The following is a 14,228-nucleotide window of genomic DNA, read 5'->3' as shown; positions in this document are numbered from 1 at the left end:
GATGACCGAACACGTAAAAAGTTACTATGCGGCCAGCGCCAACCCGCATCAGCCCTATCCGCAGCTGAATGAATCCATCGAGTGCGACGTCTGCATCGTCGGCGGCGGCTATACCGGCCTCTCATCGGCGCTGTTTCTGGTGGAGGCCGGCTACGACGTGGTGGTGCTGGAATCGGCGCGCATCGGCTTTGGCGCCAGCGGCCGCAACGGCGGCCAACTGGTCAACTCCTACAGCCGCGATATCGACGTGATTGAACAGCGCTACGGCGCCGACAGCGCCCGCCTGCTGGGCAGCATGATGTTTGAAGGGGCGGAGATTATCCGCAGCCGCATCAAACGCTACGCCATCGAGTGCGATTACCGTCCCGGCGGGATTTTCGCCGCGCTGAACAACAAGCAGTACCACATGCTGATCGAGCAGAAAGGCCACTGGGAGCGTTACGGCAATACCCAGCTGGAGCTGCTGGACGCCGACCGCATCCGCCAGGAGGTGGCCAGCGATCGCTACGTCGGCGCGCTGCTCGACCACAGCGGCGGGCATATTCATCCGCTGAATCTGGCGCTGGGGGAAGCGGAAGCCATCCGCCTGCAAGGCGGGCGGATCTTTGAGCAGTCGGCGGTCACCAATATCCGCCACGGCGATCCGGCACTGGTCAGCACCGCCCACGGCCAGGTCAGCGCCCGCTATGTAATCGTCGCCGGCAACGCCTACCTCGGCGATAAGCTGGAGCCGCGGCTGGCCAAGCGCAGCATGCCCTGCGGCACCCAGGTGGTCACCACCGAGCCGCTGGCGCCGGAGGTGGCCCAGTCGCTGATCCCGCAAAATTACTGCGTGGAGGACTGTAACTACCTGCTGGATTATTACCGTATTACTGCCGATCACCGGTTGCTGTACGGCGGCGGCGTGGTCTACGGCGCGCGCGACCCGGACGATATCGACAACCTGATCCGCCCCAAACTGCTGAAAACCTTCCCGCAGCTCAAAGGCGTACGCATCGACTATCGCTGGACCGGCAACTTCCTGCTGACGCTGTCGCGCATGCCGCAGTTTGGCCGTCTGGAGAATAATGTGTATTACATGCAGGGCTACAGCGGCCACGGCGTGACCTGTACCCATCTGGCGGGCAAGCTGATCGCCGAGCTGCTGCGCGGCGATGCGGAACGGTTCGACGCCTTCGCCAAGCTGCCGCACCTGCCGTTCTTCGGCGGCCGCAACCTGCAAATTCCGTTTACCGCCATCGGCGCGGCTTACTACACGCTACGCGATCGGATCGGCGTTTAAAAGAAACAGGCCCGGCAAGCCGGGCCGTTATTACACTTCAGACAATTTTCGGCTGACCGTCGGAAGCCGTCGCCCCGCCGTCGACCGGAATATTGGCGCCGTTGATAAAACTGGCGTCCTCACTGGCGAGAAACGCCATCACCGCCGCCACTTCTTCCGGCTCCGCCGCGCGTCCCAGCGCAATCCGCTCATTAAACTTATCGCGGATTTCCTGCGGCCAGCCGTTGGTCATATTGGTTTTCACCAGGCTTGGGCAAACGGCATTCACCCGCACGCCTTCGCCGCCATGATCCAGCGCCATGGCGCGCGTCAGATTAACCACCGCGCCCTTCGCCGCGCAGTAGTAAGCCGCGCCCCAGTCGCCGCCCAGGCCGGAGACCGATGCGGTATTCACAATGCAGCCTTTGCTTTTCAGCAAATACGGCAGCGCGAATTTAGAGCAGAACACCACGCCGTCGATATCCACCCCGGCGATGCGCCGCCAGTCGGCGACGCTGGTTTCCAGCACGCTGCCGGCCACATGCACCCCGGCATTGTTCAGCAGTACGTCGATATGGCCGAAGCGCGCGGCGATCTCATTCATCATGGTTTCTACCGCCTCGGCGTCGGAGACATCGATATGCACCGCATGGGCCTTACCGGCCGGCAGCGAGGCCGCCACCGCATCCACCGCATCAATGGCCCAGTCCGCCAGCACTACCGTGGCCCCTTCTGCGGCAAAACGGCGCGCTGCCGCTTCCCCCATGCCATTCCCCGCCCCGGTAATGATCACCACTTTATTGTCAAAGCGCATAACACCTCCTCCGTGTGAATTAACTTCGCATTAATCATAAAAATTAATAATCATTCACAGGGTAATTCCGCACATCACGGCGGGAAAGACAAAATGTGCGATTTTATAACCCAAAAGAGGTAATAAAGATTTTCTATGATCTCGCTAAACAAAACCGCTTATTTGGCCGCTATCGTCTTGATATTATTATCCATGGATGAAATTAAAAGCAGGCGTTTAATTGCTTAGAGGAATAAATGGCATCACCGCCGGCGCTTCCCTGGCGGCGGCGATGGCAATCAGTTATCGATAGGGATCACTAATACGTCTATCTGCAGCGTATTGATCGCCTGGCGCGTCGCGGAAAATAGACGGCTCCAGAGATCGTGGTGGTGGCCAAAAATAATCAGATCAAATCCCTTGGCCTGCGCCGCATTGTTTAACTCCTCGCTTAATTCGCCGCGGCCGATGATCACTTCTGCAATGGGATGCGGCGTCTGATTTCTGAACGACTCCAGAATGCTCGCCGCCCGCTCAGAGAATTTTTGATCGGTATAATTGTAAGCGCCGATCCCCAGCTCCGCGTAGTAGCCGGTGTGATGGATGTCGATGTAGATCAGAGAGAGCTTGGCGCGCAACGCGCTGGCCAATTCGGCGCCTTTTTGCAGCAACTGCGTCGCGTTTTCTCCCAGATCCGTCGCTACCACAATATGTTGATATGCCATGATTGCTTGCCCTCCGTATTACCCTGACAAAGGACCTCCGCGTTCAGCATGCCATGCCGATACATTAAGTGTAGGCCAGCCCTACCCGGCATTCCTGTTTTATCCGCGCAGGGAAAATACACGGATAAAAACTAGCGCTGGTTTTATAATAATTTAATTATTAACACCGGATGTTATTATCACACACTAAATTATATAACTTATTTCGCGACATAAATTAGCCATTGCGTTTTTGCTCACGATCAAGAAACAGCCCAAAGAAATCACATAAGATTATTCTTATTGAAATACCGATACGTTTTCCAGGAGAGCACATGAGATGAGTCAGGTGATTTATCGCATTGAAGGGAGCATTATCTTTAGTCCGGAAGATACAGGACTTTACCGACATAACCAGGCTGATAGCATTGTTGCCATTTCCAGCGCCGCAGCCAGACTGTTTACCTTACTGATCAAAAATAAAGGACATATCGTCGAGCGGGAGACCATTCTGGAAAAAGTCTGGGATGAATACGGTCTGCAGGCCAGTAATAATAATCTCAATCAATGCTTGAGTATATTGCGTCGCATTATCAAAAATATGGGCATCGATAAAAATATTATTGAAACCATTCCCAAAGTAGGACTGAGGATCTCTCACGTCATCCAGATAGAAGAAATTAATCTACACCCGCCGGTGCCTGGCGATCCGCCCGCGCCCGACAAACGCAGCAGGAAAAAAATCAAAAAAAAACTGTTTTACTCCGCGCTACTCGTTGGTTTACTGCTGATGTTTTCTCTCTTTTTTAATATTTTTCATTTATATAACAGCTACCAGAGCAGGCCGGCATCGCTTTCATTATTGAATTCCACACGGGGACAGGCCGCGCTGTGCGCCGTCCCGCCAGCGGAGACACCGCGGCTGTCGACGGTATCTCTTCGCACACCCCACTAGCTTCCCCGGCCCGGCATATATGCTGGGCCATCCGCAGGCAATCTGCCAGACCGCCCGTTACTCTATTCCTGCACCAACCTCATTCGCCTACTGACCTATATAAATTCATCATAGTGATGCATTTATGCATCAATTAAAATATTGAAACTCATGTCTCAAAAAACCTATACTTTCTGAAGGTAATCTAATTACCTTTTCCCTGGTGTTGTTGTATTTTTGCCCTTCTATTTGAAGGGCTTTTTTCTTTTCTGGCACTGATACCCCTCCCCGAACAATTTCTGCGCAGCAGCGCCCGCCCAGCGTTACCACTACCCGACGTCATTCATCATCCCCCGGCCATTTGCCAGCGAGCAATCTTTGCACGCTCTGCTATCCTCAGTGTTGGGCCTACAATCACAAGGAGCGAATATGTTTGGTAAAGCTGAAGATAAAGCAAAAGAAGTTGCCGGTGCTGCGCAAGAAGCGTTTGGTGAAGCCACGGGTTCACCGGAGCATGAGATAAAAGGTGCGGCCCGTAAATATGCCTCGCAGGCCAGTTATGCGGTCCGCGACGGCGCCGATGTCGTCAGACACCGGGTGGAATCAAACCCGCTGGCCGGCGTGGCGGTGGCCGCTGCCGTCGGCGTCGTTTTTGGCTACCTGCTTGGGCGCAAATAACAACGACGACATCTAATAACAAGGCCTGCGGGCCTTTTTTATCGGAGGTGGGCAATGGAATCACTGGACTATCTGGCATATTTACCGGTCGCCATCGCGCTTAACCTGGTGGCGATTGTCGCCGTCGCCGGCATTTCCCTGTGGAAAATCTGGCGCAGAAAACTCCGCGCCTGACCACGCCTGCATCGCTGCCGTTTCCCCCGTTATTGCGCCATAACGCCACCGCTGCTGCGACCGTCGATGTCACTGCGGCTGGCGTTTAATGCCGCGCCATATCTGCATCGTTCATCCTCGTTTACAGTTTCCGCCCCCCTTCGCTGCCCAGCCCGGATCCGTAACATCGGCGCAAAATTGATATCGCCGCAGGGTCGTCTACAATTTAATCGGAATTCCTCCCTATAACGTCAGTATTAATTCATATTAGAGGTGATTATGTTACCTGGACACGAGAATGTAGTAAGTATGACTAGCCTAAGCCGTCAAGCTACGCAGCAATTAATGCCGTCGTTTTCTGATTTACCCCATACCCAGCATGCGGATGGTAAATACCGCTTACGCCGCTACTCTGTCATAACCTTCCGTAATAATCAGGTTGAGGATATCGGGCAACGTAACTTCGTACAGTCGGATGAATTCAACCACTTTCAGGGCAACGTAGTCCGCCACTTCGAGCCGATTGACAGCGCCGTATTGCAAAGCGAAGGCATGGCGGAGATGTGTGCCCTGTTTGCAGACGTTAACGGCCTGCCCGACGGCGCAAAAATAGAGATCCATCAGATGCGCGTGGTGGCGATTTACAATGAGACCCCGGTGGCGCCGGAAGGGATCCATCAGGACGGCTTCGAGCATATCGCCATGGCCTCCATCAACCGGCACAATATTGTCGGCGGTGAAGTTATGCTGTACGACGATAATCGCAGCATGCCGTTCTTTAGGCGCGTACTGGCGGACAGTGAAACCGTGCTGTTGGCGGACAATAAGCTCTGGCATTACTTCGCGCCGATCACCGCCGTGGCGCCGGGAGAAGAAGGACACCTGGATCTGCTGATTCTGACCGCACGGAGAGAGCACGCATGACGTTTACCCCCGAGCGAGCACGCGCGCAGTTCGGCGCGCTGTCGCAGCACTATCAGGATAAGCCGGCGATCTTTTTCGATGGCCCCGGCGGTTCCCAGGTTTCCCACAGCGTACTGGAAAAAATGACCGGCTACCTCGGCAGCTATAACGCCAACCTGGGCGGACACTACTTTTCCAGCCAGATGACGGAACAGGTGATGCATAACGCGCGCGCATCGGTACGCGCGCTACTAAACGCCCCCTCGCCCGATAATATCGTCTTCGGCATGAATATGACGTCGCTGACCTTCCACCTTAGCCGCATCATCAGCCGCGACTGGCAGCCCGGCGATGAGATTATCGTCACTGCGCTGGATCACTACGCCAACGTCTCCAGCTGGCAGCAGGCGGCGGAGGATAAACAGGCTATCGTTCATCATATTCCGCTGCGCCCTGAGGACTGTACGCTGGACACCGAGCGCCTGTGCGCGCAGATCAACGACAAAACCCGGCTGGTGGCGGTGACGCACGCATCCAACGTGACCGGCAGCGTGGTGGATATCCGGGCCATTACCGCCGCCGCGCAGCGGGTCGGCGCACAGGTCTACGTTGATGCCGTGCACTATGCGCCGCATAACCTGATCGACGTACAGGCGCTGGGCTGCGACTTCCTGGTCTGCTCCGCCTATAAGTTTTTCGGCCCGCATATCGGTATGGCCTATATTGCCCCGCAGTGGTTACAACGCCTGCGCCCGTATAAAGTGGAGCCAGCAACCGATATCGGCCCGGGACGCTTTGAAACCGGCACCCAGAGCTTTGAGGGACTGGCCGGCGTCACAGCGGCCATTGACTATCTGGCACAGTGGGGCACGCCGGGCGCACCGTTAAGGCAGCGTCTGCAGGAGAGTTTCGCCGCTTACCACCAACATGAAGAAGATCTGTGCCGCTATTTTCTGCAGCGCTTACGACAGCTGGAAGGCGCTCGGCTTTACGGCTACCCCGAACCAGACAGCACGCGCCGCACGCCGACCTTTGCCTTAACCTTTAAGGACTTCTCGCCGGAGCAGATCGCCATGTTGTTAGGCCGGCATAATATCTGCGCCGGCAGCGGGCATTTTTACGCGCAGGGACTGATACGGCAGCTCAACCTGCAAGAGCATGGCGGCGTGTTGCGCATCGGCATGATGCATTACAACACCCGCCAGGAGATCGACCGCCTGTTCGAGGTGCTGGAGGATGCGCTGGCCGAGGCGGACAGCCCGGCAGCCGTGGATGGGCGTTAATCCCCTTTCGCCACGCGATAATGACCAATAAATAACGGGAACCCTAGGGTTCCCGTTATTTATCTGACCGGCAGAAATAGCAGAGGCTCGCTTCATGTCTATGCCTGGTTAGCGTTCCCATTAAACCAGGCGATCAACTTTCCTGCTATCCGGAATAGATTAAGAAAACCAAAAAAAACAATCACCGACAGGAAAACATCAACCAGCGAGTTGTGTTCTCCCATAATTGTCATTGATGAGAGCGACACACACAACAGGGTTAACGGTAAGCTTAGAATAGCAGATATTTTATTTAACATTTCCACTCCCTACGCAATTCTTCATATCAATGATTTTTTTACAAGCCCCATAGGACACGCAACCTCTGTTAGTTTGTCTGCTTCAAACTTAAAGCCCGCCTTCTCGCCCAATCGAGTTGTGATATAGTATTCACCACCTATTCTTGCCACAATAGATAACTTCACGATATCGATTCGAATGGTTTGAGACACCATATCCTGCGGTATGTCATACTTCGTCAAATCCTTGGCATAAAAACACTCATTTAAATTACCAAACCCTATGACAGAGGATACCCTCGGCGCAATAAAATCTGACATCAAAAAAGGGCTGGCAAATATACCTTCCGCCACGATAAGGACAATAACCATACTTCTAACAGCATGTCTGTTCTTTTTCATGATATTTTTTGTTTTAACAGCGCCCTTCCCTTTAAATGGGCCAGAAGACATAGATAAAGCGATAAAGACCGCCACCACGACCAATGCCTTCAATACATTATTAATGCTTTTGATTTCCGCAGGAAAAAGAAGGTAAATAGTAATTAGAATAGAAAAACATATCAGAGTATCTATCGTATAATAGAACAAAAATGAAACAACAGACCTGAGCCTCTCCCCTTTAAAATCTTTAAAGGTAATAATGGCCGCAACTACGCTTAAGACAAAGACAATCGAAGAATAAAAATAAACTGGCAAAGAGTCAAAGTACAAACATAATCCGAATGATGAGAATTGAAATATTTTAATAAAAAAATACACCAGCAATTCTTTATCTCGGAAAATACACTGTGTCAAACCACTTACCAAACGATCATGTTCTTTCTCCGCAAGAAATTCCCCAGTGAAAGTCAATGTGATAGGTAAAACTAAAACGGACATAATAATTACAAGGGACAATATACCAAAAACCAGCATGTAATTTGCAGTGTAGACATTTATGAATGGGACGCTGTAATCCACGCAATAATTAAACAACAATAAAGAGCCGTATAATGTAGAAAATACCACCAATACAGGGAAATATTTTTTTACCATATCAACCATAAAGTCCAAACTTTCACGTATACTCGTAGTCCTTTTTTTCCTATACTTCATACCTATGCTCCATCGCACATTAACCAAAAAGTCAAAGTGTAGCACTTCGTAATGGATCGACTAGTTAATTTAAAAGCTAAAAAAACAGCCAGTGATAGATAAAAATACCGATTATTCATCGAGAGTAGCACATTTATCTCTTCGCATTTATCAGTTAATTCTCACCTACTGTACTGTGCAAAACAATCAGGTCTTATATCAATGGCATGTACGGCAGTGAACGCCCAGCCGTTTTTTATCGACTCCCAAACATTTTTCTAAGCTGCCTGTACGGCAGTGAACGCTGAGCGTGATACGCTGGCGGCGGAGAATGCTTTCTAAGCTGCCTGTACGGCAGTGAACTGTTAGAGTTTAAGGCCAGCGGATTAATAATTAAAGCTTTTTCCCCTTTTCAGCCGCTGATACCCTTTTTTTACGCCCGCTCAGACGCCCATTAAATATCAATAGGTTACGCATAGTGCTAAAAAAAGGGTTGTTGGCGCAGCCCTACGTTGCCGCTCTCTACCGCGCGAACCTCCTCGATTAGCACGCTATTTATTGTCACCCACACTTGTAAATTTCTGTAAGCATGGCATTATCCTTGCGCTTTATATTGATTAGTTAAAAGGGAATTGAAAATAATGAAAAAATTACTCGCCGCCGTAGTGCTTGCCATGACGGTTACCGGCTGTGCACAGCAAACGTTCACCATGAAACACGAGACTGTCGCTGTACCTAAGCAGACGACCACTCACCACTTCTTTGTCTCCGGCATTGGCCAGAAGAAAGCCATTGATGCAGCTGCGGTATGCGGCGGCGCAGACAAAGTGGTACGCACCGAAGTGCAGCAAACCTTCCCGAATATCCTGCTGGGCATTGTGACCTTCGGCATCTATACCCCGCGCGAAGCTCGTATTTATTGCGCTCAATAAAACGCGGCGGCAAATTAACAACAGCCCGCTCTAAGCGGGCTGTCATTCTCAGTAGCAAATAATCCCTACCTCACCGTTTACCAAACTCCGCCTTGGCTTTGGCCAACGCATCGGTAAAACCTTGATTACTGTGCAGCGCAGCCACCACTGCCGCGCCCATCAAACGTCCGTTATCTACATCGCTTTGCCAATGAGCGCCGCACACCACGCGGCTCTGACCAAAGTCATAACCCCGCTTCAGTATCTCGGTTTCGCGAGCCGGATTGATCTCCGCCAGCACCAGCGCCGTCGCCCAGCCGAATGAGGCGTGTCCGGAAGGATAGGACCCCGTTTTCGCCATCGATTTATCCTTCTCCGGCGTACAGGTGCTGTCCTTGTACACCACAAAAGGCCGCACGCGCATATAGTGATCCTTGGCGGCTCTCATCGCATAGTCGTGGCTGTCCTGCAGGACGCCCTGAAGCAGCGCATAGAGAGCCGGCATTTTCTCTTGCGAAATCTCTTCGCCAAAGGCGGCGGAAAAAGCGGCAGAGATATTTTTATAGTCCGCATCGCTGGCCGCCAATGCCTGACGCTGCGCATCTTTTAGCGTCTTGCCCGTCTCATAGGCGGCCTTATCGTTTAAAAACGCCGTGGTATTCTCCGCCGGCGGCGGCGGTAATATCTGCAGGCTGTCAGGTGCGGTTTCAGGCGTTAAAAACCCATGACTTTCCGCAGCAAATGCGCCGGAGGCGGAGAACAACAGAGCAGCCATTGAGCATACGGCAACGCGTTTTTTAAAATGTAATTGCATCGTTTTATCCTTTTTAACAAGTCCCGCTGCAAACGTTAGGGGTACGCCAGCGCTGGCGCTTAACAAAATATGCTATTAGCACTTACAGCAAGACATTGTTACTTAACAGATAAATATTGATATAACCATTTACAGAGTGCAGGCAGATGGCATGAAAAATCCTATTGCCAGACGCATACAGTATTTCCCCGTAGCCACACCGGCCAAGAAAATCAGTACCAGAATAAAAATAAGCAATATCGTGAAGAGTCAAACGGGTATATTTATGATGGGTTGCATAGTTTTCCCCGGAAGGGATTATTCACAAAAGTGACCATAACGCTTAATTTACCAAAACACTACCGCATCAGAATGACAACAGAGACCAGGCCGGTAACTTCCAAGGCTGATCCTTGCCTTAGAAGAAGGTTAATAATTGTCACAGTATCAGCCAGAATATTTATCAGCTTACGGACTTACGCCTATAAACCGAAATCAGCGCCCATAACAAGGCAAATATCGTTGAGTACAAAGCAGCAAAATCCAGCCAGGTGTTGAAACCGTAGGTAATAATATTAAAAAGTATCTTTTTAAAATGAAAATAATCTTCATGACGGAAAACGGTATGTGATGCAATTACCCATACAATAAACAGCCATAAAAATGCAAATGCGTATCCCAGATTTGCCGTGCCCCACCCGATTATAAATTTGTAAAAAGCCAATTTTTTCATGCAGTAACAATCCACTTTGTATACTTTTGCAACCAAAACAGGCTTGCCGTTATTCACGCATCCATGGAGTCACATTCCTATATCCACATTGGAGTCCGGCACTCGCTATTAGTTCATTGATATGCGCCGACTTTGCCTTCATTTAGGGATGGTTGAGGATCCGGTAGGCTGCCAACGTTAATCAGCAGTACCCACATGGCAAAAGGCTTTATCTAGCGAGTCAGAAATAAAGGCCTGATTTATGCATGGCTATAATCATCAAAAACAGACTAACCGCTATCACGGCAATCGTGATAAAAACTGGAAACTCTAACGGTGTGAACGAGAGTTTTTGGAAGACGCTTTGATTGATAATGTTTTGACAAAAATTGCAGATTGAATTGTCCATTGGACGCTAAAGCTCTTTCCCTACCGTGTCTTAAAACAATACTTTGGCATCCAGGTAATAGCCGTAACTCACTGAGTTTAAAACACCTGCTATGGTTTTTTGATAACCGATAATCGCGCATTTTAGCACACTCTTGCCTGTGGCAAATCACTCACACGCGTCGTGTACGCCGGCGACAGCATTTCACGTTTCATCGACCACTGCTGATACATTCCCTGCCCTGCAAACCACAGTTTTGCCCGACCCGAGTTATTGATACGATCCAGAACGCTCATCAACCGTTCGCTGTTATGCTGCGGTTGGTACTCATCAAACAACCCCAGCTGCGCTACGCCGTGGCTGAAGAAGTCCTGCAGCATGACGCCCGCTTTTTGATAGCGATGTCCGGGCTGCCAGATAGCGTCAAAGCAGCGCATGGCTGCAGCAATAATGTCGCGGGTATCTTGCGTTGGCGTGCTCAGTTTTATGCTTGCCGAGTTACCGTAATATTGCTCATTGATGGCGAACGGACTGCTTTTGAGCCAGGCGCTGATGTGCATGCAGTACTGATGCTCCCCACGTAGTTTCTCCGCCGCGCGCGTCGCGTACATGCAGATCGCCTGGCGCATATCGTCATATTCAGTGATACGCTCGCCGAACGAACGCGAGCAGAGAATCTGCTGCTTCGTTGGCGCAAACTCTTCAAGCTCCAGGCACGGTTCGCCGCGCAGCTCACGCACCGTTTTTTCTATCACCACGCTAAAATTCTTTCGTATCATTGCCGTGCTGGCATCGGCTAACTGCAGCGCCGTATCGATCCCCATGACCTGCAGCTTTTTCGCTATCCGCCGGCCGATGCCCCAAACCTCTGCGACAGACACCAGCCCCATCAGTTTGCGCTGGCGTCCGACGCTGGACAGATCCACCACGCCTCCGGTCCCCGGCCACTTTTTTGCCGCATGGTTGGCAAGCTTTGCCAGCGTCTTGGTTTGGGCAATGCCTATACCTACCGTCAGGCCGGTATCGCGCAGCACTTTCGCCCTCACCTGGCGGCCGAAGGTTGCCAGATCAACGCAGTGACGCACACCGGTCAGATCCATAAAGCTCTCATCGATCGAGTAAATTTCAACGCGCGGCGCCACCCCTTCAAGTACAGACATCACGCGCATCGACATATCCGCGTACAGCTCATAATTGCTGCTGAAGGCAATGCCTCCGGCACGCTCAAAAGGGTGCTTAACCTTAAAGTAAGGCACGCCCATTTTAATGCCGAGAGCCTTTGCTTCTTCGCTTCTGGCCACCACGCAGCCGTCATTATTTGAGAGAACGACGACCGGACGGCCGCGCAGGTCCGGGCGCCACAGCGTTTCGCAACTCGCGTAAAAGCTGTTCACATCCGCGAGCGCATACATTATTTGAGCCTCGTAATCGAAGACACGACAACACCCACCACTTCCAGGCTATCCCCATCATCATGTAGAACGATCGGCTCATACTTTGCATTCATTGGCTCCAACTGGGCGCGCGGATGCAAACAGAGACGCTTTACCGTGAACTCCCCGGCAATACACGCGATGACGATATCGCCATGTGCCGGGGCAATGCTGCGATCGACAACCAGCATCGAGCCTTCGGTGATCCCCGCCTCAAGCATCGAGTCGCCGGTCGCATAGAGAAAATATGTCGCATTGGGATGGCTGATACAGTATTCGTTCAGATCGATTCGCGAGCTGACGTAATCCGCTGCAGGGCTGGGAAAACCAGCGGGCACCTTGTCAGAGAACAGCGGAAGTTCAAGTTTTACCGGGTTTGGCGTTGGAAAAAAGAGAGTCATAATGTCGCCTTTACACTGTGTTTTTATACAGTGTAAGCGCAAGATTTTAGCGGAGGGAAGTTCGGATATTACTTAGAAATGTAGGGTACTGATCGGTAAAGAAAGATAGATTTTATGGATGGAAATGAGGCTCTACCGTTATCTCGGACTGACCCCATACCGCTGCAATTTGCATAAAAAAACGGGAACCATCAGGCTCCCGCTCGGTCAAACGCTCAACACATTACATGTGTTCGACGATAGCGTCGCCAAACTCTGAACATTTCAGCAGTTTAGCGCCTTCCATCAGGCGTTCGAAGTCATAGGTCACGGTCTTGGCGGCGATAGCGCCTTCCATGCCTTTAACGATCAGGTCGGCTGCTTCGAACCAGCCCAGGTGACGCAGCATCATTTCTGCAGACAGGATAACGGAACCTGGGTTCACTTTGTCCTGGCCGGCATATTTTGGCGCGGTGCCGTGGGTAGCTTCGAACAGCGCGCACTCGTCGCCGATGTTGGCGCCCGGCGCGATGCCGATGCCGCCAACCTGCGCAGCCAGTGCGTCAGAGATGTAGTCGCCGTTCAGGTTCATACAGGCGATCACGTCGTACTCCGCCGGACGCAGCAGGATCTGCTGCAGGAAGGCGTCGGCGATCACGTCTTTAACCACGATCTCTTTGCCGGTGTTCGGGTTCTTGATTTTCAGCCACGGGCCGCCGTCAATCAGTTCGCCGCCGAACTCTTCGCGCGCCAGTTCGTAGCCCCAGTCTTTGAAGGCACCTTCGGTGAACTTCATGATGTTGCCTTTGTGAACCAGAGTCACAGAGTCACGGTCGTTGGTGATCGCGTATTCGATCGCCGCACGCACCAGACGTTTGGTGCCTTCTTCTGAACATGGCTTCACGCCGATGCCGCACTGCTCTGGGAAACGGATTTTCTGCACGCCCATTTCGTCGCGCAGGAATTTGATCACTTTATCCGCTTCGGCAGAACCGGCTTTCCATTCGATACCGGCGTAGATGTCTTCGGCGTTTTCACGGAAGATCACCATATCGGTCAATTCTGGGTGTTTAACCGGGCTAGGGGTGCCCTGATAGTAGCGCACCGGGCGCAGGCAGACATACAGATCCAGCTGCTGACGCAGGGCAACGTTCAGAGAACGGATACCGCCGCCGACCGGGGTGGTCAGTGGGCCTTTAATGGCAACGCGGTAATCGCGGATCAGGTCCAGAGTTTCGTCCGGCAGCCACACGTCTTTCCCGTAAACGTGGGTAGATTTTTCGCCGGTGTAGATTTCCATCCAGGAGATTTTACGCTCGCCGTGGTAAGCCTTATCAACTGCAGCATTAACCACATTAATCATGGCAGGGGTCACGTCAACGCCGATACCGTCGCCTTCGATGAACGGAATGATCGGGTTATGCGGAACAACCAGTTTACCCTGGGCATCGACCGTAATTTTTTTACCTTCTGCCGGAACAACTACTTTGCTTTCCATCAACCTCTCCTTCAAGCGCAATTTTTGTTAATGCTTTGTAAGATGCATG

Annotated in this window: 14 protein-coding genes; 6 read left to right on the top strand and 8 right to left on the bottom strand. The window is 51.7% G+C overall.

Annotation, left to right across the window (positions count from 1 at the left end; translation table 11 throughout):
- The first annotated feature begins 1 nt into the window (after position 1).
- Positions 2 to 1,282: an FAD-binding oxidoreductase gene (locus CLM71_RS09430; RefSeq protein ID WP_105230784.1), complete on the top strand. Its 1,281-nt coding sequence runs from the start codon at positions 2 to 4 to the stop codon at positions 1,280 to 1,282.
- Positions 1,283 to 1,319: 37 nt separating this feature from the next.
- Here CLM71_RS09430 and CLM71_RS09425 read toward each other — a convergent pair whose 3' ends face one another.
- Positions 1,320 to 2,075 (bottom strand): SDR family NAD(P)-dependent oxidoreductase, encoded by a 756-nt coding sequence (locus CLM71_RS09425; protein WP_105230783.1) that lies wholly within the window; start codon positions 2,073 to 2,075, stop codon positions 1,320 to 1,322.
- Positions 2,076 to 2,353: 278 nt separating this feature from the next.
- Positions 2,354 to 2,779 carry a universal stress protein gene (locus CLM71_RS09420; protein ID WP_105230782.1) on the bottom strand — a complete coding sequence of 142 codons (426 nt, stop codon included), beginning with the start codon at positions 2,777 to 2,779 and terminating at the stop codon, positions 2,354 to 2,356.
- A gap of 319 nt (positions 2,780 to 3,098) precedes the next feature.
- On the opposite strand from CLM71_RS09420, the gene CLM71_RS09415 reads away from it, so the two are divergent.
- The 4 genes from CLM71_RS09415 to CLM71_RS09400 all read left to right on the top strand — a co-directional run bounded on the left by CLM71_RS09415 (position 3,099) and on the right by CLM71_RS09400 (position 6,709).
- Complete coding sequence (locus CLM71_RS09415) at positions 3,099 to 3,713, top strand: winged helix-turn-helix domain-containing protein (protein ID WP_105230781.1); 615 nt, start codon at positions 3,099 to 3,101, stop codon at positions 3,711 to 3,713.
- 408 nt (positions 3,714 to 4,121) lie between these two features.
- Entirely contained in the window at positions 4,122 to 4,370 is a 249-nt protein-coding gene (locus tag CLM71_RS09410) for a CsbD family protein (RefSeq protein WP_105230780.1), read from the top strand.
- A 498-nt stretch (positions 4,371 to 4,868) separates the two neighbouring features.
- Complete coding sequence (locus CLM71_RS09405) at positions 4,869 to 5,447, top strand: 2OG-Fe dioxygenase family protein (protein WP_232251658.1); 579 nt, start codon at positions 4,869 to 4,871, stop codon at positions 5,445 to 5,447.
- A complete protein-coding gene (locus CLM71_RS09400; protein ID WP_105230778.1) occupies positions 5,444 to 6,709 on the top strand; it encodes a cysteine desulfurase-like protein in 1,266 nt (421 codons plus the stop codon). The genes CLM71_RS09405 and CLM71_RS09400 overlap by 4 nt, the downstream gene beginning before the upstream one ends.
- A 320-nt stretch (positions 6,710 to 7,029) precedes the next feature.
- Here CLM71_RS09400 and CLM71_RS09390 read toward each other — a convergent pair whose 3' ends face one another.
- A complete protein-coding gene (locus CLM71_RS09390; RefSeq protein WP_158684797.1) occupies positions 7,030 to 8,034 on the bottom strand; it encodes a hypothetical protein in 1,005 nt (334 codons plus the stop codon).
- A 671-nt stretch (positions 8,035 to 8,705) separates the two neighbouring features.
- On the opposite strand from CLM71_RS09390, the gene CLM71_RS09385 reads away from it, so the two are divergent.
- Positions 8,706 to 8,996: a Bor family protein gene (locus CLM71_RS09385; RefSeq protein WP_105230775.1), complete on the top strand. Its 291-nt coding sequence runs from the start codon at positions 8,706 to 8,708 to the stop codon at positions 8,994 to 8,996.
- 70 nt (positions 8,997 to 9,066) lie between these two features.
- Here CLM71_RS09385 and CLM71_RS09380 read toward each other — a convergent pair whose 3' ends face one another.
- The 5 genes from CLM71_RS09380 to icd all read right to left on the bottom strand — a co-directional run bounded on the left by CLM71_RS09380 (position 9,067) and on the right by icd (position 14,179).
- Positions 9,067 to 9,789 carry a phosphatase PAP2 family protein gene (locus tag CLM71_RS09380; RefSeq protein WP_105230774.1) on the bottom strand — a complete coding sequence of 241 codons (723 nt, stop codon included), beginning with the start codon at positions 9,787 to 9,789 and terminating at the stop codon, positions 9,067 to 9,069.
- Positions 9,790 to 10,231: 442 nt separating this feature from the next.
- Positions 10,232 to 10,501, bottom strand: coding sequence for a hypothetical protein (locus tag CLM71_RS09375; protein WP_105230773.1), 270 nt, complete (start codon positions 10,499 to 10,501; stop codon positions 10,232 to 10,234).
- 510 nt (positions 10,502 to 11,011) lie between these two features.
- On the bottom strand, positions 11,012 to 12,280 hold the full coding sequence (umuC, locus tag CLM71_RS09370; RefSeq protein WP_105230772.1) for a translesion error-prone DNA polymerase V subunit UmuC: 1,269 nt from the start codon (positions 12,278 to 12,280) through the stop codon (positions 11,012 to 11,014).
- Entirely contained in the window at positions 12,280 to 12,702 is a 423-nt protein-coding gene (gene umuD / locus CLM71_RS09365; RefSeq protein WP_105230771.1) for a translesion error-prone DNA polymerase V autoproteolytic subunit, read from the bottom strand. Before umuD ends, umuC begins: the two co-directional genes overlap by 1 nt.
- Positions 12,703 to 12,925: 223 nt before the next feature.
- Positions 12,926 to 14,179, bottom strand: a complete 1,254-nt coding sequence (gene icd, locus CLM71_RS09360) for an NADP-dependent isocitrate dehydrogenase (RefSeq protein ID WP_105233282.1) — start codon at positions 14,177 to 14,179, stop codon at positions 12,926 to 12,928.
- Positions 14,180 to 14,228 lie beyond the last annotated feature (49 nt).

The organism is Serratia sp. MYb239, assembly GCF_002966855.1.
In the GTDB taxonomy this organism is placed as follows: Bacteria; Pseudomonadota; Gammaproteobacteria; order Enterobacterales; family Enterobacteriaceae; genus Serratia_B; species Serratia_B rhizosphaerae.
This window is presented reverse-complemented; position numbering and strand designations above follow the sequence as displayed.

What these genes read in the sequence shown, in the direction of transcription:
- icd (WP_105233282.1), bottom strand. Translation starts at nt 14,179, where the DNA reads ATGGAAAGCAAAGTAGTTGTTCCGGCAGAAGGTAAAAAAATTACGGTC.
- CLM71_RS09410 (WP_105230780.1), top strand. Translation starts at nt 4,122, where the DNA reads ATGTTTGGTAAAGCTGAAGATAAAGCAAAAGAAGTTGCCGGTGCTGCG.
- CLM71_RS09380 (WP_105230774.1), bottom strand. Translation starts at nt 9,789, where the DNA reads ATGCAATTACATTTTAAAAAACGCGTTGCCGTATGCTCAATGGCTGCT.
- CLM71_RS09405 (WP_232251658.1), top strand. Translation starts at nt 4,869, where the DNA reads ATGCCGTCGTTTTCTGATTTACCCCATACCCAGCATGCGGATGGTAAA.
- CLM71_RS09390 (WP_158684797.1), bottom strand. Translation starts at nt 8,034, where the DNA reads ATGGTTGATATGGTAAAAAAATATTTCCCTGTATTGGTGGTATTTTCT.
- CLM71_RS09430 (WP_105230784.1), top strand. Translation starts at nt 2, where the DNA reads ATGACCGAACACGTAAAAAGTTACTATGCGGCCAGCGCCAACCCGCAT.
- CLM71_RS09385 (WP_105230775.1), top strand. Translation starts at nt 8,706, where the DNA reads ATGAAAAAATTACTCGCCGCCGTAGTGCTTGCCATGACGGTTACCGGC.
- umuD (WP_105230771.1), bottom strand. Translation starts at nt 12,702, where the DNA reads ATGACTCTCTTTTTTCCAACGCCAAACCCGGTAAAACTTGAACTTCCG.
- CLM71_RS09425 (WP_105230783.1), bottom strand. Translation starts at nt 2,075, where the DNA reads ATGCGCTTTGACAATAAAGTGGTGATCATTACCGGGGCGGGGAATGGC.
- CLM71_RS09415 (WP_105230781.1), top strand. Translation starts at nt 3,099, where the DNA reads ATGAGTCAGGTGATTTATCGCATTGAAGGGAGCATTATCTTTAGTCCG.
- CLM71_RS09400 (WP_105230778.1), top strand. Translation starts at nt 5,444, where the DNA reads ATGACGTTTACCCCCGAGCGAGCACGCGCGCAGTTCGGCGCGCTGTCG.
- umuC (WP_105230772.1), bottom strand. Translation starts at nt 12,280, where the DNA reads ATGTATGCGCTCGCGGATGTGAACAGCTTTTACGCGAGTTGCGAAACG.
- CLM71_RS09420 (WP_105230782.1), bottom strand. Translation starts at nt 2,779, where the DNA reads ATGGCATATCAACATATTGTGGTAGCGACGGATCTGGGAGAAAACGCG.
- CLM71_RS09375 (WP_105230773.1), bottom strand. Translation starts at nt 10,501, where the DNA reads ATGAAAAAATTGGCTTTTTACAAATTTATAATCGGGTGGGGCACGGCA.